Source organism: Sphingomonas sp. (genome assembly GCF_965200105.1).
Classification (GTDB): domain Bacteria; phylum Pseudomonadota; class Alphaproteobacteria; order Sphingomonadales; family Sphingomonadaceae; genus Solisphingomonas.
In genome coordinates, this window is record NZ_CBDATN010000002.1 from 330296 (window position 1) to 355673 (window position 25378).

Consider the following 25378-nt stretch of genomic DNA (forward strand, 5'->3'; position numbering starts at 1 on the left):
TTTACCGCACCACTGTACCTACCCCTGCCAGTCACGGCTCGTTCTGCTACGGACCCTCAGCATGACCATGGAAGAGAAGAGCGGCGCCGACATCCTTGTCGAGGCGCTCGTCGATCTCGGCGTCGAGATGCTGTTCGGCTATCCGGGCGGCGCGGTGCTGCCGATCTACGACGCGCTGTTCCGCCACGGCGCGGGCGGCGAGCCCGCCATCCGACACATCCTCGTCCGGCAGGAGGGCGGCGCCGCGCACGCCGCCGAAGGCTATGCGCGGGCGACGGGGAAGCCGGGCGTGGTGCTCGTCACCTCGGGGCCGGGCGCCACCAACGTTGTCACGGGCCTCGCAGACGCGATGATGGACTCGATCCCGCTCGTCTGCATCACCGGGCAGGTTCCCACCCACCTGATCGGCACCGACGCCTTCCAGGAGGCGGACACAATCGGCATTACGCGGCACTGCACCAAGCACAATTACCTGGTGAAGGACCCGGCGGACCTCGGTCGCGTCGTGCACGAGGCGTTTCATATCGCCACGTCGGGACGCCCCGGTCCGGTCGTGATCGATCTGCCGAAGGACGTGCAGATCGCGACCGCGCGCTACGATCTTGCAGCCTCGACGCCCGCGCACAAGACTTACCGTCCGCAGACCGAGCCCGACGCGCACGCGATCGAGGCTGCGGTGGAGATGCTGGCGGCGGCCGAGCGGCCGGTCCTCTACACGGGCGGCGGCATCATCAATTCGGGTCCGGCGGCATCGACGGCGCTGCGCGAGCTTCAGGCGCTGACCGGGGCGCCCGTCACCTCGACGCTGATGGGGCTCGGCGCCTACCCTGCCTCCGGCCCGGCGTGGCTGGGGATGCTGGGCATGCACGGCACCTACGAGGCCAACATGGCGATGAACCAGGCGGACCTCATCGTCTGCCTGGGCGCCCGCTTTGACGATCGCGTTACCGGCCGGCTAGACGCCTTCGCGCCCCAAGCGCGCAAGATCCACGTCGATATCGATCGTTCGTCGATCAACAAGAATGTTCGCGTCGACCTTCCCGTGATTGGCGACGCCGGCGTCGCGATCGCCGCCATGGTCGACGGCTGGAAGGCGCGCGGGCACGAGGCCGCCGACCAGACCGAGTGGTGGGCGCGGATCGCCGGCTGGCGCGCGCGCGGCTGCCTCGACTACCCGCCATCGATCGCCGAGATCATGCCGCAGCATGCGGTCCGTCGCCTGTACGAGGCGACGAGGGAGCGCGATCCGATCATCACCACGGAGGTCGGCCAGCACCAGATGTGGGCCGCGCAGCATTACGGCTTCGAGGACCCGAACCGCTGGCTGACGAGCGGCGGGCTCGGCACGATGGGCTACGGGCTGCCGGCGGCGATCGGTGCTCAGCTCGGCTGCCCGGGCAGGCTGGTGATCGACATCGCGGGCGAGGCTTCGATCCTGATGAACATCCAAGAGATGTCCACCGCCGCTCAATATCGCCTGCCGATCAAGATCTTCATCCTCAACAACCAGTATATGGGGATGGTGCGCCAGTGGCAGGAACTGAACTATTCCTCGCGCTACTCCGAAAGTTATAGCGAAGCGTTACCGGACTTCGTGAAGCTAGCCGAGGCCTATGGCTGGACCGGGCTGCGGATCGAGACACCTGACGCGCTGGATGATGGCATCGCCGCGATGCTCGCGGTCGATGGCCCGGTGATGGTCGACTGCCGCGTTGCCCAGCTTACTAATTGCTTTCCCATGATCCCGAGCGGCGCCGCACACACCGAGATGATCCTGCATGCCGAGGAGGTCGTCGGCGAAGTCTCGGACGAGGCGAAGGCGCTGGTGTAATGGCGCGCACCCGGGTGATCGTGCACGTCGCGGAGCCGTTCGACTTCGCGCGCCGCAACGGCGGATCGGAGGAGCTCGCGGGCTGGACCGCGCAGGCGAGCCCCGCTTACGCCGATTGGGTGATCCACCTCGATCAGCCCGCGCACTTCGACGACGACGAGACGTTCGACAAGGTGCGGATCAGCTCGCGTTATGCCGGAGAGGTGGTCGCCAAGGTGCTGGAAGGTTTTGGATTCACGGCCATCAACATTTCGTGGCCACGGGTCGATGAGGATGGCCGCCACTACTGGCACTACGGCATGGTTGGCAGCGTCCGACTCGAGCCGGAGCCGCGCTGAAATGCGTATCCGCGAGGACGCCGCCGAACGGCACACCCTATCGATCACCGTCGATAACGAGGCCGGCATCCTGGCGCGGATCGCCGGCATGTTCACCGCGCGCGGCTATAACATCTCGTCGCTGACCGTCGCCGACATCACGCAGGATCACGCGGTCAGCCGGATCACCATCGTCACCTCGGGTCCGCCGGCGATGATCGAGCAGATCATCGCGCAGCTTGATCGACTTGTGCCCGTCCATCGCGTAGCCGACCTCACCGCGATCGGTCCGCATGTCGCACGCGAACTCGCGCTGGTGAAGGTGGCGGGCACCGGCGACCACCGCATCGAAGCGTTGCGCCTCGCCGAGGTCTATCGAGCGCGCGTCGTCGACTCGACGATCGCTTCCTTCGTCTTCGAGGTGACCGGCACGCCCGAGAAGATCGACAAGTTCATCGAGCTGATGCGCGAGGTCGGTCTCGTCGAGGTCGCGCGCACCGGCGTCGCCGCGATGACACGCGGCGGGAAAGCCGCCTGACCACAATCCTCTAGAGCCGCAATCGGCCGTGACGTACGAAAGGGAAGAACGATGCGCGTCTATTACGACAGCGATGCCGATGCCGGCCTGATCAAGACCAAGAAGGTGGCGATCGTCGGCTACGGATCGCAAGGCCACGCCCACGCGCAGAACCTAAGGGATTCGGGCGTCGGCGAGGTCGCGATCGCGCTCCGCCCCGGCTCCGCCACCGCGAAGAAGGCGGAAGGCGCAGGCTTCCGCGTGATGACCAACGCCGAAGCCGCCGCCTGGGCCGACATCGTCATGATCCTGGCGCCCGACGAGCATCAGGCGCAGATCTGGGCTGACGATCTCGCGCCCAACATCCGCGACGGCGCTGCCATCGCCTTCGCCCACGGCCTCAACATTCACTTCGGCCTGATCGAACCGTCCGCGAACATCGACGTTTTCATGATCGCGCCCAAAGGGCCGGGGCACACCGTGCGCTCCGAGTATCAGCGCGGCGGCGGCGTACCCTGCCTCATCGCCATCCACCAGGACGCATCCGGCAACGCCCACGACGTGGCGCTCTCCTACGCCTCGGCGATCGGCGGCGGCCGCTCGGGCGTGATCGAGACGAGCTTCCGCGAGGAGTGCGAGACGGACCTGTTCGGCGAGCAAGCCGTGCTCTGCGGCGGCCTCAGCCACCTGATCCAGGCCGGGTTCGAGACGCTCACGGAGGCTGGCTACGCGCCGGAAATGGCGTACTTCGAGTGCCTCCACGAGGTGAAGCTGATCGTCGACCTCATGTACGAGGGCGGTATCGCAAACATGCGCTACTCGATCAGCAACACCGCCGAATATGGTGACATCACCACCGGGCCGCGCATCATCACGCCCGAGACCAAGGCCGAGATGAAGCGCGTGCTCGCCGACATTCAGCAGGGCCGCTTCGTCTCGCGCTTCGTGTTGGACAATCGCGCCGGTCAGCCCGAGCTCAAGGCCGCGCGCAAGCTCGCCGCCGCGCACCCGATCGAGCAGGTCGGCTCGAAGCTGCGCGAGATGATGCCGTGGATCGGCAAGGGCAAGCTCGTCGACAAGGAGAAGAACTGACCGGCGCTTCCCAAGCGGGCCGGGCTGCGGCAGGATGCACCCGATAGCCGGGAGATGACGATGCGCCTTGCCCTCTTGACCGCCGCCGTTCTCGCGGCGCCGCTCCTCGCGCAGCCGGCGCCGCCGCCGGGCGGCCCGGGCATGATGATCCACGGCGATACCGGCAAGCCGGTGGTCGCGGGCAATTACCGTGTCGAGCCGAACCACACGCAGGTGGCTTTCGCGGTCAGCCACCTCGGCATCTCGCCCTATGCCGGCTGGTTCTCGGACGCTTCGGGATCGCTCTCGATCGATCCCGCCCACCCGGAGATGGCGAAGCTCACCGTCACCGTGCCCATCGCCAGCGTCGCGACGACGAGCCCGAAGCTCACCGCAGAGCTGAAATCCGCGGACTGGTTCGACGCGGCACGTTTCCCCACCGCCACCTTCACGTCGAGCGCCGTGCACGCGCGGGGTCAAGGCGCCGCCATCGAGGGCAACCTCAGGCTCCACGGCGTCACGCGGCCGGTGGTGATCTACGCGCGGCTGTTCGGATCGGGGGTGAACCCGATGAGCAAGGCGCAGTCGGTCGGCTTCGTCGCGCGTACGTCGATCCGCCGTAGCGAGTTCGGCGTCACGAAGTACGTGCCTATGGTGTCCGACGAGGTCGAACTCGTCATCAACGCCGCGTTCGAGAAGTAGGCGCTAGGCGGCCGAGCGGTCGATCCGCGCGAAGCTCTCGAACAGCGCGCGGACATTGGGCTCGGGCACCTGCGCGACCATGCGGTCTACCGTCTCCGACAGCGTGGAGGCGTCGCCCGTCGCGTCGAGCCTGCGGCACGCCATGTCCCACTCCCCGAACACGCGCGCTTCCGCGGCCCGCTCGTCGAGCTTCACGCAGGCGCGGTGGCGCGGATCCTTCAGGATGCGGGCGTAGGCCGCTTCGACGAACGGCGCCGCACCTTCCAGCACTTGCAGGAAGCGGCGGCCGTCGTGGAGCAGCAGCCCCGTCACGCGGTCGCGCCGATTGTTGCGGCGCGAGGCCTTCAGGATATCTTCGATCGCGTCGGCACGCAGATCGCGAGCAGCAGTGCTGATGTAAGTGAGCCGGATCATGCCCCGAACCTTCTCCTCGTCTCCACGCGCTTTCTGCCACCAATCGGCTACGTAATTCTTAAGATGGTGGACTTCCCCTCACTCCCGACCTAGCGTTCGCGTACATGAACGTCGGATCCGCCCTCCCCCTTCGACTTACGCGCCCTTAGGCGCGATTGCGGCCTGCGCCCGGCGGGGCGCGTGACGGCCGGTGCCTGAGGGAAGCAGCGACGCGATCATCCCCGTGCGCCCGAGGAGCGACGCACCATGACCGACATGCCCACACCCGACACCATCCTGATCTTCGACACGACGTTGCGCGACGGCGAGCAGTCCCCCGGCTGCTCGATGAACCTGGAAGAGAAGCTCAAGGTCGCCGCCCAGCTCGAGGCGATGGGGGTGGACATCATCGAGGCGGGGTTCGGCATCGCCTCGCCCGGCGACTTCGAGGCAGTATCGGAGGTCGCTCGCCAGTGCGGGCGCGCCACCGTCGCCAGCCTCGCGCGTGCCGCGATCGCGGATATCGATCGCGCCTGGGAAGCGGTGCGTCACGCCAGGCGCCCGCGCATCCACACCTTCGTCGCGACCTCGCCGCTGCACATGCGGGTGAAGCTGAACAAGACGCCGGACGAGGTGCTGGAGGCGATCGACCGGACGGTACGCCATGCCCGCGCCATCTGCCCCGACGTCGAGTGGTCCGCCGAGGACGCGACGCGATCGGAACCCGATTTCCTCGCGCGCGCGATCGAGACGGCGATCGCGGCGGGGGCGACGACGATCAACCTGCCCGATACGGTCGGCTACGCCACGCCCGAGACTTACGGCGCGTTGTTCCGCGACATGATCGGGCGCGTGCCCAACGCCGACAAGGCGGTGTTCTCCACCCATTGTCACAACGACCTCGGGCTGGGCGTCGCCAACACGCTAGCCGCTGTGGCGGCGGGCGCGCGGCAGGTCGAATCGACGATCAACGGCATCGGCGAACGCGCCGGCAACGCCGCGATCGAGGAGATCGCGATGGCGCTGAAGGTGCGTCACGACGTCATGCCGTTCCGCACCAATGTGGTGGCCACCGAGATCACGCGCGCCTCGCGACTCGTGTCGGGCATCACCGGCTTCCAGGTTCAGCCCAACAAGGCGATCGTCGGCGCCAACGCCTTCGCGCACGAGAGCGGCATCCATCAGGACGGCATGCTCAAGGATGCGTCCACCTACGAGATCATGACGCCCGAGTCGGTCGGCCTCGCGCAGTCCAGCCTAGTCATGGGCAAGCATTCGGGCCGCGCCGCCTTCCGATCGAAGCTGGAGGAACTCGGCTATAAACTCGGCGACAACGCGTTCCAGGATGCGTTCGCGCGCTTCAAGCTGCTCGCGGACGCGAAGAAGGCGGTCTATGACGAGGACATCGTGGCGCTCGTCGACGACGAGGTGCTGCGGGGGCATGATCGCATCCAGGTCCGCGACGTCGAGATCCATTGCGGCACCGGCCCTGCGCGCGCGATCCTGACGCTCGAGGTGGACGGCGCGGAGAAGACGGCGGCGACGCGTGGCAACGGCCCGATCGACGCGCTGTTCGCCGCGATTCGAGAGCTGGTACCGCACGAGCAATCGGTGCTCGAACGTTACGAGGTCCACGCCGTCACCGGGGGCACCGACGCGCAGGCCGAGGTGTCGGTGCTGCTCGCCGAGGACGGGCGGACGGTGCGGGGCCTGGGGGCGCACCACGATACGCTGGTGGCGAGCGTGCGCGCCTACGTCAACGCGCTCAACAAGCTGTTCGTCAAGCGCGGCCGCCACGCGGTGGATGCCGCGGCGGGATGAACGCGAGGAACGGACGCCGGGGACCCGGCGTCCGTCACCTGCTCAGCAGCGCCCGTCGTGGCGGTCGATCGAGCGGCCGAGAAGGCCGCCGCCCACGCCGCCCAGCACCGTGCCGAGCGTCCGGTCGCCGCGCCCCGCGACCTCGTGGCCGAGCAGGCCGCCCGCGATCGCGCCGATGGCGAGGCCGCCATTGCCCTGGTCGTGGCAGCGATAGCCATAGTCGTTGCGGCCCCAGCCATGGTGGCGGGCGTAGCCGGTGGAGCGATAGCCGTGGCCGCGACCATAGCCGTTACCATAACCCTGCTGGTAGCCATAACCCTGCTGGTAGCCGTAGCCTTGCTGGTAGCCGTAGCCGTCGCGATAGTAGCGTTGCGCCTGCGCAGGTGCGGCGGCGACGCCTGCCGCCGTAGCGGCGAGGATGGCGGCGGTGGCGATCTTGCGGAACATGATCCCTACTCCCTTGGCTGGACGAATCGCGTCTAGCGCGGGCGGCTTGGCGCGGCGCTGAACCGGATCGTCAGTTTCGGTTCACCTGCGCAACGATGCTGAACGGGCGTTCATCGTCGCGGGCGCTGGGCGACCTACTTGGCGAACAACTGGCCGAGATCCTCGAAGGCTTTCATCTCGATCGCGTTGCCGGCGGGATCGCGGAAGAACATCGTCGCCTGCTCGCCGGGTCCACCCTCGAAGCGGATGCGCGGCGCAATGTCGAACGCCACACCGGCGGCGGTCAGCCGCTCCGCCAGCACCCGCCAATCGGCCATGGCGAGGACGATGCCGAAGTGCGGCACGGGTACGTGATCGCCGTCCACCGCATTGCCGCCGCGCGTTCCCGAACCCGGCGACAGGTGCGCGACGATCTGGTGGCCGTAGAAGTCGAAGTCGATCCACCGGTTCGAGCTGCGACCCTCCGGGCACCCCATCGTCCCGCCCCAGAAGGCGCGCGCGGCGTCGAGATCGTCGACGGGAAAGGCGATGTGGAACGGCCTCAGCGCCATGCTATTTCCTCCCGAACAGGCGTTCGACGTCGGTGCGCGCGAGCTTCACCCAGGTCGGGCGACCGTGATTGCACTGGCCGCTGTGCGGCGTCACCTCCATCTCGCGCAGCAGCGCGTTCATCTCGGCCACCGATAGCGTGCGACCGGCGCGCACCGAGCCGTGGCAAGCCATCGTGGCCGCGACGTGATCGAGCCGCTCGCGCAACGACAACGCCTCGTCATAGGCGGCGAGATCGTCGGCGAGATCGGCGACGAGACCTTTCGCGTCGGCGCGACCGAGCATGGCGGGGACGGCGCGCACCAGCATGGCGCGCGGGCCGAAGCGATCCAGCTCCAGGCCGAACGCGGCGAGCTCCGCCGCCCGCGCCTCCAGCCGATCGCACGCCGGCTCGTCGAGCTCGACGACCTCGGGCAGCAGCAGCGCCTGCGACGCGACGCCGCCACCGGCCGCCATCGCGCGGCGCATCCTTTCCAGCACCAGCCGTTCGTGCGCGGCGTGCTGATCGACGAGCACCAGCCCATCCTCCGCCTCCGCGACGATGTAAGTCGCCGCCACCTGCCCTCGCGCCACGCCGAGCGGGTGGCCGATCCCGTCGGGCACGGGGCTGGTGGCCGGCTCGGCGCGGCCCATCGGCGTGAGCGCGACCGGGGCGGGCGCCGCGTAGGCGTGACGCGGCTCCCACACGCCATATTGCCGCGCCTCGACGGGCAGCGGCGGCGCGGCGGGTTCGGACGTCCACGCCTCAAGCTCGATGGCGGGGCGCTGCGCGGCGCGGTGGCCGGCGGCGTCCAGCGCGGCGCGCAGTCCGCCGACGATCAGCCCGCGCACCAGCGCCGGATCGCGGAAGCGCACCTCGGTCTTGGCGGGATGGACGTTGACGTCGACCTCCTCGCCGGGGACGGTGACAAACAGCGCCACCACCGGGTGACGATCGCGCGCCAGCATCTCGGCATAGGCGGCGCGCACCGCCCCCACCAGCAACCGGTCGCGCACGGGACGACCGTTGACGAACAGATACTGGTGGTCGGCGACACCCCGGTTGAAGGTGGGCAGCCCCGCCACGCCCTCCAGCCGCGCCTCCCCGCGCAGATGATCGACGGCGACGCTGTTGGCGCGCAGGTCGCGATCGGTGAGCGCCGCGACGCGCGCCGGCGCCTCCTCGCCCGCCGGAACGGACAGCACGCGCCGCCCATCATGCGTCAGCGCGAAGCCGACATCGGGCCGCGCCATCGCCAGCCGGCGCACCTGATCGAGGCAGGCGGCGTATTCGGACCGCGCCGAGCGCAGGAACTTGCGCCGGGCGGGCACGCGCGCGAACAGCCCGTCCACGCGCATCCGCGTGCCGGGCGGGAGCGCCGCCGGCCCCTCCTCTACCACCGTGCCGTTGTCGACGACCCGACGCCAGCCGTCGTGGCCGCGCACCCGGCTCTCGACCGTCAGCCGCGCGACGCTGGCGATCGACGGCAGCGCCTCGCCCCGAAAGCCCAGCGTCGCCACCGCCTCGATGCGGTCGTCCGGCAGCTTGGAGGTGGCGTGCCGCTCCAGCGCCAGCGCGATATCGGCCGGCACCATGCCGCCGCCGTCGTCCGCCACCTCGATCCCGCCGAGCCCGCCTTCCGAGAGGGTGATCGCAACGTGCGTCGCGCCCGCGTCCAGCGCGTTCTCGATCAGCTCCTTCAGCGCGGCGGCCGGCCGCTCGACCACCTCGCCCGCCGCGATGCGGTTCACGAGGTGCTCTGGGAGGCGGCGTATTGACATGGCGGACCCTCTAGCCCAAGCGCCCGGCTCTCGCGACCATGACGATCGGCAGATGCGGCCCGCGTGCGGTCGCGCGCGATTGGAGACCATGCGTCGCGGACGGACAGCATAGCGGGCCGAGGCGGGGCGGCCGGCCACGTCGCATGGGCGAGATCGGGCAACGGATGGTTTTTGGTCGCTTCTTCAAGTTCATGTCGCACGACATGGCGATCGATCTCGGCACCGCCAACACGCTCGTCTACCTGCGCGGGCGCGGCATCGTGCTCAACGAGCCGTCGGTGGTGGCGATCGAGACCATCCAGGGCGTGAAGAAGGTCCGCGCCGTGGGCGAGGACGCCAAGCTGATGATGGGCAAGACGCCCGACAGCATCCAGGCGATCCGGCCCTTACGCGACGGCGTGATCGCCGACATCGATGTCGCCGAGCAGATGATCAAGCACTTCATCCACAAGGTGCACGGCGGCAAGTCCAGGCCCTGGCGCTTCCCCGAGATCGTGATCTGCGTGCCGTCGGGCTCCACCTCGGTGGAGCGTCGCGCGATCCGCGACGCGGCGTCGAACGCGGGGGCGAGCCAGGTCTTCCTGATCGAGGAGCCGATGGCCGCTGCGATTGGTGCCGACATGCCCGTCACCGAGCCCGTCGGCTCGATGGTGGTCGATATCGGCGGCGGCACCACCGAGGTGGCCGTGCTGTCGCTGCGCGGCCTCGCCTACACCACCAGCGTGCGCGTCGGCGGCGACAAGATGGACGAGGCGATCTCCTCCTACGTGCGCCGCAACCACAACCTGCTGATCGGCGAGGCGACGGCCGAGCGCATCAAGAAGGAGGTCGGCTGCGCCAAGATGCCGCAGGACGGCATCGGCGAGACGATCCACATCAAGGGCCGCGACCTGGTGAACGGCGTGCCCAAGGAGATCACGATCAATCAGGGCCAGATCGCCGACGCGCTCTCCGAGCCGGTGGGCACGATCGTCGAGGGCGTGCGCATCGCGCTGGAGAACACCGCACCCGAACTCGCCGCCGACATTGTCGACCAGGGCATCGTGCTGACCGGCGGCGGCGCGCTGCTCGCCGGTATCGACGAGGTGCTGCGCGACGAGACCGGGCTCCCCGTCACTATCGCCGACGATCCCCTCACCTGCGTCGCGCTCGGCACCGGCCGCGCGCTCGAAGAGCCGATCTATCGCGGCGTGCTCCAGACGGCATAGCCACCCCTCGCTCTCCCATCTAGGTTCGCGCTCCGCTCCGACGACGGCGCGTCTCGGCTGCTCCAGCAACGCTCGGTGTGAACGGGGGAAGAGTTGAGCACGGAGATCGCCGTTCCGGTGCGAGGCGACGCATGAGGGTGCCCACCCGCAGCCGACGGCCGGGCTTCTCCCGGCGCGCGCAGTACGGGCTGTTCATCGGCTACGTCGTCGCCGTGCTCGGCATCCTTGTGGGGCTGGGCATGATCGTCGTCGCGCACGTCGATCCGCAGGGCTTCGGCCTGGTACGCGGGGCGGCACTCGACGCCACCGCGCCGATCTCGGGTGCGGGGCGCGACTTGGTGCGCGGCGCGTCTAGTCTTGTGCAGGGCGTCGCCGCCTATGTCGATGCAGGCTCCAAGAACCGCGCGATGGCGCACGAACTCGCAAGCGATCGCGCGGCGCTGGTACGCGGGCGCATTCTCGCCTTCGAGAATGCGCGGCTGAAGCGGCTGCTCAGGCTCACCGAGAGCGACGTCGATCCCGTCGCGGTGGCGCGTATCGTCGGCTCGACCGGCACCAGCAGCCGGAGGCTCGCCACGCTCAACGCCGGCTCGCGCAACGGCGTGCGGCCGGGCCAACCCGTGCGCGCGCCCGAAGGCCTGGTCGGCCGCGTGCTGGAGACGGGCTTCATCGCGTCGCGCGTGCTGCTCGTCACCGACAACGCCTCGGTGGTGCCGGTGCGGATGGCGCGCGGCGGCCTGCCCGCGCTGGCGGCCGGGCGCGGCGACGGCTCGCTCGAGCTCCGCCCTCTCGGCGCGGGCGCGAACCCGTTCCATCGCGGCGACATCGTGCTGACGTCGGGCACGGGCGGCCTCTACCCGCCCGACGTGCCGGTGGCCGTGGTGATCCGGCGCGAGGGCGACGTCGCGCTGGCCTGGCCGCTCGCCGATCCCGCCAAGCTCGACTACGCCATCGTAGAGCCACCCTATGTCGGGCTGCCGACGCCGGTCGTCACCGTCGCTCCTCCGGCGCCTGTGCCGTGAGGACGACACCCGACGGCTTCGTCACGCCGACCCGCGCGATCGAGCTGCGCTCCCGTGCGGTACCGATCGCGTCGACGCTCGCAGCGTCGGCCACGGCGCTGGTGCCGGCCGTGGCGCCGCTGCCCGTAATCCCGCCGCTCGGCCTGCTGACGCTACTCGCCTGGCGGTTGCTCCGGCCGGAACTCTGGGCGCCAATAGTGGCGCTCCCGCTCGGCCTTGCCGACGATCTGTTGAGCGGGCAAACGCTCGGTACGGGCATGGTGACGTGGACGCTCTGTCTGCTCCTCGTCGATGCCGTGGAAGGCCGGCTGTTGTGGCGCGACTATTGGCAGGAATGGCTGCTGGCGGCGGCGCTGATCGCGTTCGCCATCCTCTCCGGCTGGGCGATCGCCCGGTGGACGGGCGGCGCGGCGCCGGTGGCGCTGGTGCTGCCGCAGCTCGCCGCCAGCATCCTGTGCTTTCCGATTGTCGGACGTATCTGCGCGGTGCTCGACCGCTGGCGACTGGCCACGGGCAAGATCCGACCATCGGACTAGCCCGATGAAGTTCGGCGCCCACCGCGGGGGGAGCCGCCGGCTCGTCACCGAAGCGCAGCAGAGCTTCACATTCCAGCGCCGCGCGCTGTTCGTCGGCGCGGCGCAGGGCGCGGTGGCGGCGCTGCTCGCCGGGCGGATGGCGTGGCTGTCGATCGCCGACCACGATCATTATGAGGCTCTGGCGCAGGCCAATCGGGCCCGTTCGACGCTGATCCCACCCCGCCGCGGCTGGATTGTCGACCGCGCGGGCAAGCCGATCGCGGTCAACCGATCGGACTTCCGCGTCGATCTCGTGCCCGATCTGCTCGGCGACCGCGACGCCGAGATCGCGCTGCTCGCGCAACTTCTCCTGCTCACGCCCGACGACGTCGCGAGGCTACGCGACGATCTCGACAAGGCGGCGGGTTTCCAGCCGGTGCAGGTGATCGAGGATCTCGATTACGAGCGTTTCGCGCGGGTCAACCTCCGCCTGCCCGATCTGCCCGGCGTCATCCCGGCGCGCGGTTTCTCGCGCTTCTACCCCGCCGGACCGGCGGTCGCGCATCTGTGTGGCTATATCGGCTCCGCCTCCGCCGAGGATTACAAGCGGGATCATGATCCGCTGCTCATCACGCCGGGCTTCAAGATCGGCAAGCAAGCTCTCGAGAAGGTGTTCGACGCCGGGCTTCGCGGCCGCCCCGGCGCCAAGCGGTCCGAAGTCACCGCGCGCGGCCGGCTGGTGCGCGAGCTCACCACCCAGGCCGAGGCGCCGGGCGAGACGCTGCACCTGACGATCGACGCCGGCCTCCAGGATTATGTCGCCGAGCGCATGGGCCCGGAGAGCGGCTCCGCCGTCGTGATCGATTGCACCAACGGCGATATCCTAGCCATGGTGTCGATGCCCGCCTTCGATCCCAACAGCTTCTCGCGCGGCATCAGCCACGACGAATGGAACATGCTGTCGGCCAACGATCACCTGCCGCTCCTCAACAAGACGCTGCAGGGGCTCTATCCGCCGGGCTCCACCGTCAAGCCGATGAACGCGCTGGCGCTGCTCGAAGCGGGCGTGTCGCCGTCGGACCGCGTCGTCTGCTCGGGCCAGTACCGTGTCGGCAACAGCTTCTTTCACTGCTGGCAGCATCGCGGGCACGGGGCGATCGACATGCCGAACGCGGTCCGCCAGAGCTGCGACATCTACTTCTACGCGATGGCGCGCCGCGTCGGCACGGAGCGGATCGCCGCGATGGCGCGGAGGCTGGGGCTGGGCGAGAGCTTCCCGCTCCCGGTCACCTCGCAGCGCTACGGCACGGTGCCCGATCCCGCGTGGAAGCTACGCCGCTACAAGAAGCCGTGGACGGTGTCGGACACGCTCAACTCGGCGATCGGCCAGGGCTACACGCTGGTCAATCCGTTGCAGGTAGCGGTGATGGCGGCGAGGATCGCGAGCGGGCGTGCGCTGGTGCCGAGGCTGGTGCGCCGCGCGGCCGATCGCCCGGCCGGGCCGCTCGGGATCGATCCCGCGCACCTCGCGCTGGTACACGAGGCGATGGGCCGCGTCGTCGGTCCGGGCGGCACCGCCAACGCCGCGCGACTGCAGGTGCCCGGCGTGGCGATGGCCGGCAAGACAGGTTCGGCGCAGGTCCACCACATCAGCATGGCCGACAGGCGCGCCGGCCGCGCCGCCGGCGACACCGGCGCGTGGAAGCTGCGCGATCACGGCCTGTTCGTCGCCTTCGCGCCCGTCGAGAACCCGCGCTTCGCCGCTGGCATCGTGCTGGAGCATGGCGGCCACGGGGCCGCCGCCGCCGTGATCGCGAGGGACGCGCTGACCTGGCTCTACGACTCCAAGCGCGCGGCCGACACGCTCGCCAGGCTCCAGCCTGGCTGGGGCGGCGATATTGCGGCCCGCATGACGCGCGAGCGCACCGTCTGGGCCGCCGCGCAGGCCGCCCAGAAGGCGGCCGCCGACGCGGAGGCGCGCAGCGTCGACAACGCCGCCGATCCCGCGCCCACCGCCGCTGCGGACGCCGTGGCGCCTCCCGACGAGGATGCCGACAACGCCGCCTCCCCCTCTACCGCGAGCGGCGTCGACGAATGATCCGCAACAGCCTCGTCCCCCTGCCCCTCGCCCAGCTTCCGTGGCGGATCATCCTGCTGGTGACGGCGATCACCGGCTTCGGGCTGGTCGTGCTCTACTCGGCGGCGGGCGGCAGTCTGCGGCCCTGGGCCTTGGGACAGGGCATACGCTTCGCCCTGTTCCTGGCGCTGGCGATCGCGCTCTCCCGGCTCGACGAGGCGCGGCTCAAGGCGGCGACGATGCCGGCCTATGCGGCGCTGCTGGTGGCGCTGGTGCTCGTGGAGCTGATCGGCGCGGTCTCGGGCGGCGGCCAGCGCTGGCTCGATCTCGGCATCGTGCGGCTGCAACCTTCAGAGCTGATGAAGCCCGTCATCGTGCTCGTGCTCGCGCGCTTCTACGATCTCGTGCCGGCGGGCGAGATCCGCACGCTGCGCGCAGTATGGCCTGCGCTCCTCCTCATCGCCGTTCCGGCCGCGATGATCCTCGTCCAGCCCGATCTCGGCACCGCGACGATGGTGGCGGCGGGCGGCGTCGCCGTCATGTTCCTGGCAGGCTTGCCGCTGCGCCTGTTCGTGGGGGCGATCGCCGCCGCCGTTCCGCTCGGCGCGGCGGCCTGGGCTTCGCTGCGCGACTATCAGCGCAACCGCGTGCTGATCTTCCTCGATCCCGACGTCGATCCGCTGGGCAAGGGCTATCACATCAGCCAGTCCAAGATCGCGATCGGATCGGGCGGGATCGCGGGCAAGGGCTTCCTTCACGGTACGCAGAGCCACTTGGCCTACCTGCCCGAGGGTCACACCGACTTCGTCTTCGCGACGATGGCGGAGGAGTGGGGCCTGCTCGGCGGGCTCGTCCTCATCGCCGCGTTCCTGGCGCTGGTCTGGTGGGCGTTGCGCGTTGCGATGCACGCGCCCACCCGCTTCGCCCGCCTAACGGCGGCGGGTCTCTCGGCAACGATCTTCTTCTACGTCGCGGTCAACCTCATGATGGTGATGGGCTTGGCTCCCGTGGTCGGCATTCCGCTGCCGCTCGTCTCCTACGGAGGATCGGCGGTAATGACCGTGATGATCGTCGTCGGCATCCTCGCCGCGCTCGACCGATCCCGCCACAGCCACCGCCCGCGCTTCGGCTGACCGCCTCGCGGGAGGTTTACAGCCCACGACCCAGCTGCTAACCGCCGCTTTCTCGCGCGGGCCTGGCTCGATCGCGGTCCGGACGCATAGCTCAGTTGGTAGAGCAGCTGACTCTTAATCAGCGGGTCCTTGGTTCGAGCCCAAGTGCGTCCACCACATTTCTAAGAGAAATCAGCGACTTAGAGAGCGCGAGATGTTCGGCTCGCGGGGTGCGTTTCGCGCTAGGTAACAACCTAGGTAACATCGGGCAGACGGCATATTTTGGTGCCAAAGGGGCGCAGGCCATTCCACCGTGTGCGCCTGCCTCGCTGATTCGATCCGCAGGTAAAGCTTCCCGCGATGAGGCAAGGGCCACGAGCAAATAGCCGGCTCGAGAACCTTCATCTGACCGAAATCGACGCTGAGTGCCCCGCCAAACGCCGCCGCGAGCCGCCGATTCCCGTTCATAGACCGCAGCGGCTACGCCAACGCGGCAGCGCACCATGTCATTCGATTAATGACTAGATTCCCCAGCACGGCCAAACCATCATACCTTCTTCGAAATAGGGGGAGTGATGGCATTGGACGAACAGCGGCAAGAGCAGATCAAGAGCCTTTCGGCCGACATACTGCAGATCCTCAAGCGTATCGCCCAGGAAGCCCGCCAACAGCTCCACACGCGCAACGCCATTTCGACCGACAAGCTGGCGCAGGGCAATACGCTCAATACCCCGGCCACGGTCGATTCCTTCAATCGGATTGCGCGCGAAGTCGCTGAAAGTAATTCGCGCCTCGCCGAGGAACCCGCTATCGCGCGGGTTGTCGTCGTCGACGAAGAAGAGAACGAGTCCATCTATTTCATTTCGCGCGGCGCGTCCTCGCTGAAATCGGACGGTCACCAGCACTATTGCAGCCACTATGCTCCCGCCGGTGGTCTGGCCTCCATACCGCCAGGCGAGACGCTGGACCTGCGCAAGGGCGACCGGATCGTAACGCTTGAGGTAGTCGAGCGCACGCTCCTCCATCCGCGCGAGAGCGGTGAAGGCTGGGATTCGTTCAACACTGAATTTCAGGCCGAGCGGCTTCGGACGGTCACGATACAATCGCTGCTCCGCCTGCTCACGGAAGCATTGACTGAGGAGGATCCGCTGGCGGCGATCGAGGAGCTGATCGCCGCGACCGAGGCCGGCAAGAATATCATTGAGGGCCGGGTCCGCAACATTCTCAGGAAAGCCGAGCTGCGCGACCAAGCCGTCCTCGACCGATACCAGAGCGAAATCTTCCGCCTCCCGATCGACAGCCAACTGGTGATCCTAGGCAGTCCCGGCACGGGCAAGACCACAACCTTGATCCGGCGGCTTGGCCAGAAGCTCAACTATGTGGAGCTGCCGGACGAGGAGAAGGCCACAATCGACGCTGCCGCCTCAATCGTGCCGCACGCCAGCAGCTGGATCATGTTCACGCCGACCGACCTGCTGCGCTCCTATCTGAAGGAAGCGTTCAGCCGAGAGAATGTGCCGGCCAGCGACAACGTCGTCCGCACCTGGACTGTCCATCGGCACGATCTTGCGCGGAACAGCTTCTCACTCTTAAGAACCAGTGGCGGCAGCGGCGGCCGCTTCATCGCGCGCGAGAACGCCGGCACGCTTTTGCCCGAAGCGGCCAACCAGATTGCCTGGTTCGAAGACTTCGAAAACTGGCAGACCGAGGCGTTCTGGGGCGATCTGGCGACAGCTGCCGACCTTCTCGCGAGCGCTACCAGCGACGGCGTCTCGTCGATCGGCGGCAGGTTAAAGACCCTTCTCGGCCGCACGGCCACGGGCGGTACGCCATCGACGATTATCGCGCTCGTTAGCTTCATTTCCGAAATCCGGATCCTGATCGAGCAACTCAACAGTGAGATCGACGAGGCTTACAAGCGCGCGCTCACAGTGCAAATGCGCGCCGATCCCCAATTCTTCGCCAAGCTGGTCGCATTCATGGACGGCTTGGCTGACGTCGGCGACCAAATCGACGATGCGGACGATGACGACGGTGACGAAGACGAGGAAGAGCTCGCGCAAGCCGTCACCGGCCCGGCAGCGGCGCGCAAGGCCTTCAACGATGCACTGCGCCGGCAGGCCCGCCAGCACGTCACCCGCCGTCGGCCGGGACGAAGCATCGCCGCGCAGGTGCTCGAATGGCTCGGGGAGCGCGGCTTCGCTCAGGCCGAGCGGGAAAGCGTAGGACGCACCTTGCTTCTGCTCCAAGCAGTACGTCGGTTCTCAAACCCGGTGCGCGCGCTCGTGCGGGGCGTAGTGCCGCGATACGCCCGTTTCCGCCGCACCCGTCGGTCGGAGGGCCGGTGGTATACCGAAGCTGGCACAGGCCGCCTCGCAGACGATTTCGAGATCGACGTCGTTCTGCTGGCAATCCTTCGCGCCGCCAATGGTCTGCTCGCCGACGTGCGCATCGCCCGCGTATCCGACCAGCCCGCCTATGCGGCGCTCGCGCCGGTCCTAAGCGCGCAGCGCAACCAGATCCTCGTCGACGAAGCCACGGACTTCTCGCCTGTGCAGCTCGGCTGCATGCGTGCGCTCGCCTCGTACCGCACCAATTCGTTCTTCGCGTGCGGCGATTTCGACCAGCGGATCACGCCTTGGGGCAGCAAGCGCCGTTCCGACCTTGAGTGGGTTAGTCCCGGCATCGAGATAAAGCCAGTGTCGATCTCGTACCGGCAGAGCCGCCAGCTGTTCGACTTTGCTAGGGCGCTTGCGGCGTTGTTCGAAACCCACGGCGAGGTCGAGCTTCCTCCCGAAATGAACAACGACGCCGTCGATCCGATCCTGCTGCTCGACACGCCAGACTTGGATGACGTCGCGGTCTGGCTGTCTGCGCGAATCGCAGAGATCGAGTGCGCGATGAAGGGGGAACCTCTGCCTACTGTCGCCGTGCTCGTACATGAGGAAGCGGTCGTTCGTCCGATGACTGACGCGCTGAACCGCGCCTTCGCGAGCACGAACCTGCGCGCCATTGCGTGCGTCGATGGCCGGATCATCGGCAATGACGACGAAATCAGGGTCTTCGACGTCAAGCACATTAAGGGCCTCGAGTTCGAGGCGGTCTTCTTCGTCGCCATCGATGAACTGGCCGATGCCAAGCCAGAATTATTCGATAAATATCTCTATGTCGGCGCCACTCGCGCGGCGACCTATCTGGGCATCACGTGCAACCGACAGTTACCGAGCCGCCTTGGTGCGCTCCAGCGCCTCCTATCGACGGACTGGAAGCCCATCTAGCGGGCCAAGCCGCGATATCCGTCTGGTTGTTCCACCTGCCCCTGATATGACGTTAGTTCTGTCTATCGTAGCGCCATAGCGTGAGTATAGTGCCCATACTCATCGGGCGTGCCCTGAAGCGCAAGCCGACCGATTTTGACGGTTTGGGGCACGTCTGCACGCTTGCCCTCGCTACTGGTCGTCCTCGTCAGCGGCATCAGACTCATGGACGGAGGTCGCAAAGATGCTGGGAGCTGCTCTGGCCGGCGCGACTAAGACAGGCCACCAGAATGGCGAGCCGCGCCAGCCATCTTCTTCGCGGCCTTCCTGTTGCAGCAGCGCTAAGATCGGCAATGATCCAGGAAGCGAGCGGAAAGCCGCGCGTTCCTGGTACGATAAGGGAGCGTCCGAGTAACGACCGCCTCCACGCTTACGGCTGATAGTGCGGCCCGTCTGGGCGAACAGCCAACAGCCACCGCGCATGTCGGGCGGCGCCGCGACCTTTGAGTAATATTCGATAGCAGCGCGAGCAGCTTCCCAATCAAACGAATAGCCGTCCTCAGAGTTGAGGGACGGTTCAATCGCCGATAAGATGGCGACAGCCTCATCGCTCTTAATCTTAACCGGGGCTTGAGTGTCGACAGCGTCGCTCGGGATGAGCTTCATAACTGCGGCTGCGATACGGACAAGGTCCGTTTTAGCTTTGGTTTGGAAGCCAAAGGGAAGAAAGGCGCCGTTCGGCCGCAGCGCGACTATGTTCGAAACGAGAATTTTGCTCGGCGCACACGGTATGACTCGGTTGCTGTCATCCTTCATGACAAATGCGACGCCTCGATCATGCGCACCTGTCAAAAACGCGTGGCGCAAAGCGGCATCGAACTCGTGAATGCGCCTTAGCATGCTGTAATTGGAAGGCGTGGTGTAGAACCGGCTGACAGCCAAATCGGGCTTTGGCCTCGCGCCATACATGCGGGCGTGTTGGAGCACGGTATCCTGCTGCATCTTCTTTGGAGAGCGACCATAGAAGAACCCTAGCAGGTTCGGCACAGTGATGCCGCGATCAAGAATCTGACCGCCGATAAAGACGTTGAACGGTGTCCGAAGTCGAAGCTCGGCATTCTCGTCCAGCAACGCCTGAACGTCATTGTCCGAGTTGACGCGCTCCGTGACCACCCCGCCTTTCACGAAGGCGTCGCGCACATCGCGGATCAGGTCGGCGCGCTCCGGCATGGAATATTCGCCAGCGGTGACAGAGCGCGCCAAATCGTCGATCGATCGTTGAACAAGCTGATCGAAAACCGCATCGTTGGCTCGGGCCGCGGCGGCCATGCCGTCGACGATCTCTTTCGTCACGGTATGCTGCCAAGCGTGGGATGCCCGCGCCGTCTCGACGTGGACGATCATCGAGTATCGCTTCGGCGGCGCGCCCTCAGTTTTCTGCTGCAAACGCCGGATCGCGGCGGCTGTGACAAACGTCACCAACGCGTGGCGCAGTGCCTCCGTGCGGGGCGAAGACAGCGCCTCATCGGTACGGACGCGGCGGCGATCCTCCTTTTTGCAGCGCGGTGAGTTCGTCGTCAGAAACGGGATGCCAAAGATAAAACTCCGGCGCGTCCTCCTCATGCTCGCCGAAATATTCGTCGCCTCCGACATAGCCGCCGTGAATTGGCACAAGCTGGGTGAAGGCGGGACGCTTCGGCTCAAACGTGAAGTTCTGGCCTGGCGTGGTCTCGTATTCGTCAGGCTGAAGATAGAGGGAGTAGGGCGTCGCGGTTACCTGCAAAACCGCCGGGCTGCTCAGTTCGCGCCGCAATTCGTCGATACGATCGGCAATCCGCCCCTGTTCGATATCGTTCGAACCCTTCTTCTTGGTGAAACGAATCGAGGCGAAGTCCGCCTCGTCATCGACGATCAGGACTCGCTTGGAGCGCAGCCGCGTGTGCGTTTCGGCGAACAGCTTCACCAGCCGCCGCATGTTGTTCGTCTCTTTCTTGGCGACGAAGATCAGCTTGTGGCCGTCGATCTCCCAATCGGTCAGGTTCGGGACGTTCATGATGTCAAAAACCGCCAGCTCCTCGGCATCGCGGAACACGCGATACTCCTTGGAGATGCGGTTAACCGTCTGCTGAGCGAGAGTCTTAGTTCCCTTGGTCAGCACGACGGCGACGTCGAAGCCGTTGTCAAAGGCGGAGGCGATGATGCCGAGAAACGCTCGCGTTTTGCCCGACTGAATTTTGCCGAGCAGCATACCCGGCCGGCGCGCGTCGGTTTCTGACGAGAGCAAAGCGGCGACCGTGTTCTCGACGCAGGCTTCCAGTTCCTCGCCCTCCGGCGATCCCCCTTCCGCTCGCGAAACCTTCAATCGATCGTAAAATCCCCCCGATGCCATCTTCAGCTCCCGGCTTCCGCGACCGAGTAAACCTTCATCACCTCGTCGCCATAGTGATTGATTACCTTTACCGCGATCTTGCCAGATGAGGGCGGTGAGAACGGACGGGAGACGGTTGAGTTGAGGACGCTCCATGCGTCCTCATCAAGTTCGGCCTTCAGTGCCGTTTTGAGCTTCTCGTAAGGGTCTTTGCCACCTAGGAAATAAGCCTGACGGACAAAAAAGCTGGTTTCGTCGTAATCGTCATCAATGAACCAGCAGGCCACGTCATCTTCGACCGTGCCGGACGATTTTTGTTCGCCGGTATTGGGATTGAAAATGTCGACGCCCTTGATCTCGACCTGATAATCGCCGTCGCTGCGTCTCTTGAGCGACACGTCGGGTTCACCAAACACAACGAACAAGTTGCCTTGGTCGGCGGTCTTGAGGCGGTCGCCCATCCTCAAATCCTGGTTCATATTGACCTTGAGCACGGTCAGGCGGCCGAGCGTCATCGTCTCGGCCGAAGCATGCGCCTCGAAGGCGAAACCGCAGACGACGAGCACATCGAACAGGTCCGCCGCCTCGCGCGATGCGGCAACAATCATTGCGCGGGTCACGGTGTCGTATTCGGGGCCAATGAAGATTGCGGCGCGGCGCTCCGGGGCGCCGTCACTCTCACCTTCGGTATAGCGCCCTTCTGCGGCCGGATCGCGTCGAGTTCGCCCAGGTCGAGCCGGTTTCCCAATCCGACAAGCGGATCGATCTCGGTTTGCTTCGGGATCGGCGCATTCGCTCCCAGCCGCATCCGGCTGTCGTCGACAAAGGTCGCGTTCAAGCGGCCTTTCGGAAACTCAACACGATAGCCCAGCACGCGCGGGAAGCGAATTTCCGGCGCGGAACGGCGCTCATCGGCGAAGACGCGGGTGCGGGGCTTGGGCGGCGCGAAGTCCTTTACCGAGTTGGCCGGCATGAAATCGAACGGAACGCCGAGCACCTCGGCATACTCGGCCTGAAACATGCCCTTATCGTCCGGCTCATAGGATACTCGGCGAAGCGCGCGGCCGACCACCTGCTCGCACAACAAGCGTGTGCCAAACGCACGGCAACCAAGGATATGCGTGACGGTGTTGGCGTCCCACCCTTCGGTCAGCATCGAAACGGACACGACGCAACGCACTGGCCCGCCCAGCTTGCCCTTCTGCCCAACTGTGTTCATCACCTCGCGAAGCAAGTCGGCGTCGGTCATGCTACAGCGCTTGGCGACACGACACTCCAGGAACGCGCGCGCGCTGACTAACGACCACTTCGAGAGGTATGCAGCCAGCGGACGGAGGCCCGCGGCGACTCGGGTCCTGCCGGCGTCGCTGTCCGCCATAGAGGCGATCATCCAGGACGCGATCGACGGCCAACCTTACATTCTCGTCGATACCGACGATCGCGATAACGAGGGCGACATTATCATTCCCGCTCAGTTCGCGACGCTGCGCGCCATCAACTTCATGGCGAAGCATGCCCGGCGTTTGGTAGTGTCTCACTTTGAATTGCGCGGCTTGTAGGGACCGCGCTTTGCCGGGGCGGGCGCATCCGCGTCGATCCGCGCGATCACGTCCTCTAGCGACCAAAGCCGATCGGTAACGCCGGCGGCCATAGCAGGCGACATGCGCAGCGTCTTATGAATGCGACAGAAGTTGTAAAACACGAAGTAAAGCGACAGCGCGTGAACGTGGTTGTCGAACTTCTTGGAAAAAGCGTTGGTAAGGCGCGTGAACCGACGCATCGACATGCGCATGGTGAGATTCTGGCGCTCGACATAGCTGGTCGAGACGTGCGCAATATCCGGGTTTCCTTCACGCCGGACCTTCTTGATCCCGGTGCACTCGGCGGGGCTGTAGCGGCCCGGCGGGCTGATCGTCGGCCCGTACAGCTTCACAAGCTGTGCATAGTCCACGTCGGCACCGAACGCGCCCTCAACGGCTTCCAGATAGGCGCGATGCCCGTCCGTGGTGAGCTGCACGCGGTTGGCAAGGCGGGCGCGTAGGTCGTCCATGATCGTCATAGCGCTCTCGCCCGAACGGTCCCCAACGTAATAGGACACGATCAGCTTCGTGTCGGCGTCGATCGCGGTCCACGTCCACACATCGCCAGCGCCTTCCGGTGCGGCCTTGGCGGTCGCGACGTTCTTTTCCTTGGCATGGCAAAACGACCAAATCTCGTCGCACTGAATGCGGCTTGCCTTCATGTTGCGAACCGTCTCGTCGTGAAGCGACAGGCAAGCCTCGCCAGCCTCAACTAGCAGCTTGGAAACGGTGTTGATGGAAACGTCCGTTACACGGCTGATCGATCGCATGGAGCTACCCTCACACAGCATGGCGAGGATTTGCGTACGCTTGGCGAGGGGGAGCTTGTTCATACGCATTGCATATGAACTTTCGTGCTTGGCGTCAAGCAACATCTAAGGGATTCCCACGCCGTTTAAGACGTGCTAAACCCTTCGTGCTCTAGCGAGGTTGGTGTGCGCTCGGCTGGACTCGAACCAGCAGCCGGGGACCTACGAAGAACCTGCTCTATCCAGTTGAGCTACGAGCGCACGGGAAGGGACCGGACGGGGCCAACCGCCCGATCCCCGACCGCTTAGTGGGTCATATTATTATGTCCCACCTCCCGGCCGTCTTCATCGGCGCTGTTGGGGGTTGCAACAGAGGCCGCAGGGTCGTCGGACAGACTATCCCCTGCGGCCTCACCCTCTTTCGAGGATGCTTTGATCCGCCACCCATAGGGACGGACGTTCTCAAGCGCGGGCGCTCGGCTTAGACGGGCGCTCAGCGTAGAAGCCGGAGCCTTTCCACCGACTTCTACGCCAAGGCGATCGAGAGCATGCAAAAGCTCTTTGGTGTGCAGTGGCCGCCCGGCCTCCTCGATGGCTAAGACGACTGCGGCTTGAGTTTCCGCCAGCGCCCCACGAGGTTCCCGCAAATGCGCGGCGGGTTCGTGGTATCGGTAGGGAGTGCGCTGCGGACGGATGATCGGCGTTGCCGCGAGCGCAGTTGCCGCTTCATCATACATTCCGAGAAACTGTTTCCAGCGAGCAGCCTCGGCTTCGGCAGCGGCCAGCTTAGCGGCGGCGTTAACGCGGATCGGATCATCTGCCATGCGGCCGATATGGCACAATCCGTAATCCCACGCAACTAGGTTGTAGCCGTTACCGCGTCCACCGCTTCTCCGCAGCCTTCCGAGCAATCTCCGCCCGGCGCTCGGGGGTCATCGCCTCCGCGCGCGCTTTTCCACCACGTCGCCCCATCTCCGCCGCCGCCGTCTTGATTGGATCGCGCTCGTCCTCGATTTCACCGGTAGCAATCCGGCCGATATGCACCGCGAGGCCGATTGCATCGGCGGGGCGCTTCTCTCCGCGTGGGCCTTTAGGCATTAACCGCAAACCTTGAGATGGACTTCGTTGCCAGCCTCATCTCGTACCTTGGCGATCGTCGATCCGTAGAGCTTCGAGTAGGCCAAGACGCGGCCATCGGCGGCCACCTTGGCTTGCTCAAGGTCATCGAAACTCTGGCGCTCAATCTCGGCGCCGCCGGGCCGCTCAAGCGTCATCAGATATGCCATACCGCCTCCATGCTTCCCGCTAAGCATAGCGGATCGGCTGGCGGATGGCGAGGCGGCTACCGTCTAATTTGAAACTGAGACACTACCCGGCGTTTGGTTTGCCTTGCAATGACGCGGAACCGCGCGGAGCCGTTGCAGCCGCCCCCGATGACGCTCAACAACCGGTCGGGGCACGGTACGGCTTTCACGGTCCCCATCGAGGCGCGCGCGAATGTGTGACAACCGGAGTTTCGGCGCAGGATCGGGCACATACGGTTGCGATCGCCGTCGATCTAGCCGAGAGCGCCGTCGATATCGTGTCGCCCGGCCACGTTTTTCTATTGGTGGCGCGCGACGGAGCGTCGATGGTGGGGAGCATGTCGCGCTTGTAAAGGGAGAGATCGATCCCGACGAAGACACTCTCGCACGAGTGCATCAGATCGACCTGACCGCCGATCTTCTTGGTCTTTCGACCGCTCATCGCGATTATGTCCCGCAGGCACTGAGTGCAATGGCCACGCACCCGCGACAGGCCGTGACTGCCTTCGTACGCGACGCAAGCCTGGGCTCGATCTCCAAACGCATGCTGGCGGGCGCAAGTCCTAGTACGATACGAAGACTAATCGCGACTACGGCGTCAGCGCGCAGATCCTGCCTGATCTTGGCGTCCGCGAACGACGTTGCTGACCTCTAGCACCGCTAAGCTCGCCGCGCTCAAAGGCTTTGGGCTTACCATCACCGACCGGATACCCCTACGCGATTGATGAGCCTGGCCGCGGGATACTGGCGACCCTGATCTTACGCAGCACGGGAGCG

The 25378-nt window shown here is 66.2% G+C and carries 28 protein-coding genes and 2 tRNA genes; 17 read left to right on the forward strand and 13 right to left on the reverse strand.

Annotated elements, in window-relative coordinates:
- Positions 1–67: 67 nt before the first annotated feature.
- The 5 genes from ACOFKX_RS02785 to ACOFKX_RS02805 are packed head-to-tail and all read left to right on the forward strand — an operon-like array spanning position 68 to position 4438.
- A complete protein-coding gene (locus ACOFKX_RS02785) occupies positions 68–1831 on the forward strand; it encodes an acetolactate synthase 3 large subunit (protein WP_419827324.1) in 1764 nt (587 codons plus the stop codon).
- Positions 1831–2169, forward strand: coding sequence for a hypothetical protein (locus ACOFKX_RS02790; RefSeq protein WP_419825574.1), 339 nt, complete (start codon positions 1831–1833; stop codon positions 2167–2169). The genes ACOFKX_RS02785 and ACOFKX_RS02790 overlap by 1 nt, the downstream gene beginning before the upstream one ends.
- Position 2170: 1 nt before the next feature.
- On the forward strand, positions 2171–2686 hold the full coding sequence (ilvN, locus tag ACOFKX_RS02795; RefSeq protein ID WP_419825575.1) for an acetolactate synthase small subunit: 516 nt from the start codon (positions 2171–2173) through the stop codon (positions 2684–2686).
- A gap of 51 nt (positions 2687–2737) precedes the next feature.
- Positions 2738–3757, forward strand: coding sequence for a ketol-acid reductoisomerase (gene ilvC, locus ACOFKX_RS02800; protein ID WP_419825576.1), 1020 nt, complete (start codon positions 2738–2740; stop codon positions 3755–3757).
- A 60-nt stretch (positions 3758–3817) separates the two neighbouring features.
- On the forward strand, positions 3818–4438 hold the full coding sequence (locus ACOFKX_RS02805) for a YceI family protein (RefSeq protein WP_419825577.1): 621 nt from the start codon (positions 3818–3820) through the stop codon (positions 4436–4438).
- A gap of 3 nt (positions 4439–4441) precedes the next feature.
- Here ACOFKX_RS02805 and ACOFKX_RS02810 read toward each other — a convergent pair whose 3' ends face one another.
- A complete protein-coding gene (locus ACOFKX_RS02810; RefSeq protein ID WP_419825578.1) occupies positions 4442–4852 on the reverse strand; it encodes a BLUF domain-containing protein in 411 nt (136 codons plus the stop codon).
- Positions 4853–5107: 255 nt separating this feature from the next.
- On the opposite strand from ACOFKX_RS02810, the gene ACOFKX_RS02815 reads away from it, so the two are divergent.
- Complete coding sequence (locus ACOFKX_RS02815; protein ID WP_419827325.1) at positions 5108–6652, forward strand: 2-isopropylmalate synthase; 1545 nt, start codon at positions 5108–5110, stop codon at positions 6650–6652.
- A 42-nt stretch (positions 6653–6694) separates the two neighbouring features.
- Here ACOFKX_RS02815 and ACOFKX_RS02820 read toward each other — a convergent pair whose 3' ends face one another.
- The 3 genes from ACOFKX_RS02820 to mutL form a co-directional block, all read right to left on the reverse strand.
- Positions 6695–7099 (reverse strand): glycine zipper 2TM domain-containing protein, encoded by a 405-nt coding sequence (locus tag ACOFKX_RS02820; RefSeq protein WP_419825579.1) that lies wholly within the window; start codon positions 7097–7099, stop codon positions 6695–6697.
- Positions 7100–7233: 134 nt separating this feature from the next.
- Complete coding sequence (locus ACOFKX_RS02825; RefSeq protein ID WP_419825580.1) at positions 7234–7650, reverse strand: VOC family protein; 417 nt, start codon at positions 7648–7650, stop codon at positions 7234–7236.
- A gap of 1 nt (position 7651) precedes the next feature.
- On the reverse strand, positions 7652–9409 hold the full coding sequence (gene mutL, locus ACOFKX_RS02830; RefSeq protein WP_419825581.1) for a DNA mismatch repair endonuclease MutL: 1758 nt from the start codon (positions 9407–9409) through the stop codon (positions 7652–7654).
- Between the two features lie 164 nt (positions 9410–9573).
- Here mutL and ACOFKX_RS02835 point away from each other — a divergent pair, with 164 nt between their 5' ends.
- From ACOFKX_RS02835 to ACOFKX_RS02865, 7 genes are all read left to right on the forward strand, one after another.
- The gene (locus tag ACOFKX_RS02835; protein WP_419827326.1) at positions 9574–10617 is read left to right on the forward strand and encodes a rod shape-determining protein; all 1044 of its coding nucleotides are present in this window, start codon (positions 9574–9576) and stop codon (positions 10615–10617) included.
- Between the two features lie 131 nt (positions 10618–10748).
- Positions 10749–11639, forward strand: a complete 891-nt coding sequence (gene mreC, locus ACOFKX_RS02840) for a rod shape-determining protein MreC (RefSeq protein WP_419825582.1) — start codon at positions 10749–10751, stop codon at positions 11637–11639.
- Positions 11636–12175: a rod shape-determining protein MreD gene (mreD, locus tag ACOFKX_RS02845; RefSeq protein ID WP_419825583.1), complete on the forward strand. Its 540-nt coding sequence runs from the start codon at positions 11636–11638 to the stop codon at positions 12173–12175. Before mreC ends, mreD begins: the two co-directional genes overlap by 4 nt.
- A gap of 4 nt (positions 12176–12179) precedes the next feature.
- Positions 12180–14252, forward strand: a complete 2073-nt coding sequence (mrdA, locus tag ACOFKX_RS02850) for a penicillin-binding protein 2 (protein ID WP_419825584.1) — start codon at positions 12180–12182, stop codon at positions 14250–14252.
- A complete protein-coding gene (rodA, locus tag ACOFKX_RS02855) occupies positions 14249–15364 on the forward strand; it encodes a rod shape-determining protein RodA (RefSeq protein WP_419825585.1) in 1116 nt (371 codons plus the stop codon). Before mrdA ends, rodA begins: the two co-directional genes overlap by 4 nt.
- An 80-nt stretch (positions 15365–15444) precedes the next feature.
- Positions 15445–15520, forward strand: a tRNA-Lys gene (locus tag ACOFKX_RS02860).
- A 398-nt stretch (positions 15521–15918) separates the two neighbouring features.
- A complete protein-coding gene (locus ACOFKX_RS02865; protein ID WP_419825586.1) occupies positions 15919–18621 on the forward strand; it encodes an ATP-binding domain-containing protein in 2703 nt (900 codons plus the stop codon).
- Positions 18622–18792: 171 nt separating this feature from the next.
- Here ACOFKX_RS02865 and ACOFKX_RS02870 read toward each other — a convergent pair whose 3' ends face one another.
- The 4 genes from ACOFKX_RS02870 to ACOFKX_RS02885 are packed head-to-tail and all read right to left on the reverse strand — an operon-like array spanning position 18793 to position 22217.
- Entirely contained in the window at positions 18793–20082 is a 1290-nt protein-coding gene (locus ACOFKX_RS02870; protein WP_419825587.1) for a Z1 domain-containing protein, read from the reverse strand.
- Positions 20083–20122: 40 nt separating this feature from the next.
- Positions 20123–20989, reverse strand: coding sequence for a hypothetical protein (locus tag ACOFKX_RS02875; RefSeq protein WP_419825588.1), 867 nt, complete (start codon positions 20987–20989; stop codon positions 20123–20125).
- A gap of 2 nt (positions 20990–20991) precedes the next feature.
- Positions 20992–21588, reverse strand: a complete 597-nt coding sequence (locus tag ACOFKX_RS02880) for a hypothetical protein (RefSeq protein WP_419825589.1) — start codon at positions 21586–21588, stop codon at positions 20992–20994.
- Positions 21585–22217: a hypothetical protein gene (locus tag ACOFKX_RS02885; protein WP_419825590.1), complete on the reverse strand. Its 633-nt coding sequence runs from the start codon at positions 22215–22217 to the stop codon at positions 21585–21587. The genes ACOFKX_RS02880 and ACOFKX_RS02885 overlap by 4 nt, the downstream gene beginning before the upstream one ends.
- On the opposite strand from ACOFKX_RS02885, the gene ACOFKX_RS02890 reads away from it, so the two are divergent.
- Entirely contained in the window at positions 22216–22527 is a 312-nt protein-coding gene (locus ACOFKX_RS02890; protein ID WP_419825591.1) for a 3,4-dihydroxy-2-butanone-4-phosphate synthase, read from the forward strand. The two genes, ACOFKX_RS02885 and ACOFKX_RS02890, sit on opposite strands and share 2 nt — an antisense overlap.
- Here ACOFKX_RS02890 and ACOFKX_RS02895 read toward each other — a convergent pair.
- The 5 genes from ACOFKX_RS02895 to ACOFKX_RS02915 all read right to left on the reverse strand — a co-directional run bounded on the left by ACOFKX_RS02895 (position 22503) and on the right by ACOFKX_RS02915 (position 24571).
- The gene (locus ACOFKX_RS02895) at positions 22503–23381 is read right to left on the reverse strand and encodes an IS1 family transposase (RefSeq protein WP_419825592.1); all 879 of its coding nucleotides are present in this window, start codon (positions 23379–23381) and stop codon (positions 22503–22505) included. The genes ACOFKX_RS02890 and ACOFKX_RS02895 overlap by 25 nt on opposite strands.
- A gap of 103 nt (positions 23382–23484) precedes the next feature.
- Positions 23485–23558: transfer RNA gene (locus ACOFKX_RS02900), tRNA-Thr, on the reverse strand.
- Positions 23559–23602: 44 nt separating this feature from the next.
- The gene (locus tag ACOFKX_RS02905) at positions 23603–24139 is read right to left on the reverse strand and encodes a hypothetical protein (RefSeq protein ID WP_419825593.1); all 537 of its coding nucleotides are present in this window, start codon (positions 24137–24139) and stop codon (positions 23603–23605) included.
- Positions 24140–24170: 31 nt separating this feature from the next.
- Positions 24171–24395 carry a hypothetical protein gene (locus ACOFKX_RS02910; RefSeq protein ID WP_419825594.1) on the reverse strand — a complete coding sequence of 75 codons (225 nt, stop codon included), beginning with the start codon at positions 24393–24395 and terminating at the stop codon, positions 24171–24173.
- Entirely contained in the window at positions 24395–24571 is a 177-nt protein-coding gene (locus ACOFKX_RS02915) for a hypothetical protein (RefSeq protein ID WP_419825595.1), read from the reverse strand. The genes ACOFKX_RS02910 and ACOFKX_RS02915 overlap by 1 nt, the downstream gene beginning before the upstream one ends.
- Positions 24572–24691: 120 nt before the next feature.
- On the opposite strand from ACOFKX_RS02915, the gene ACOFKX_RS02920 reads away from it, so the two are divergent.
- From ACOFKX_RS02920 to ACOFKX_RS02930, 3 genes are read left to right on the forward strand one after another with little or no spacing between them, the layout of a single operon-like run.
- Complete coding sequence (locus ACOFKX_RS02920) at positions 24692–24802, forward strand: hypothetical protein (protein ID WP_419825596.1); 111 nt, start codon at positions 24692–24694, stop codon at positions 24800–24802.
- Positions 24799–24954 carry a 3,4-dihydroxy-2-butanone-4-phosphate synthase gene (locus tag ACOFKX_RS02925; protein WP_419825597.1) on the forward strand — a complete coding sequence of 52 codons (156 nt, stop codon included), beginning with the start codon at positions 24799–24801 and terminating at the stop codon, positions 24952–24954. The genes ACOFKX_RS02920 and ACOFKX_RS02925 overlap by 4 nt, the downstream gene beginning before the upstream one ends.
- Positions 24903–25256 carry a hypothetical protein gene (locus ACOFKX_RS02930; protein WP_419827327.1) on the forward strand — a complete coding sequence of 118 codons (354 nt, stop codon included), beginning with the start codon at positions 24903–24905 and terminating at the stop codon, positions 25254–25256. Before ACOFKX_RS02925 ends, ACOFKX_RS02930 begins: the two co-directional genes overlap by 52 nt.
- Positions 25257–25378 lie beyond the last annotated feature (122 nt).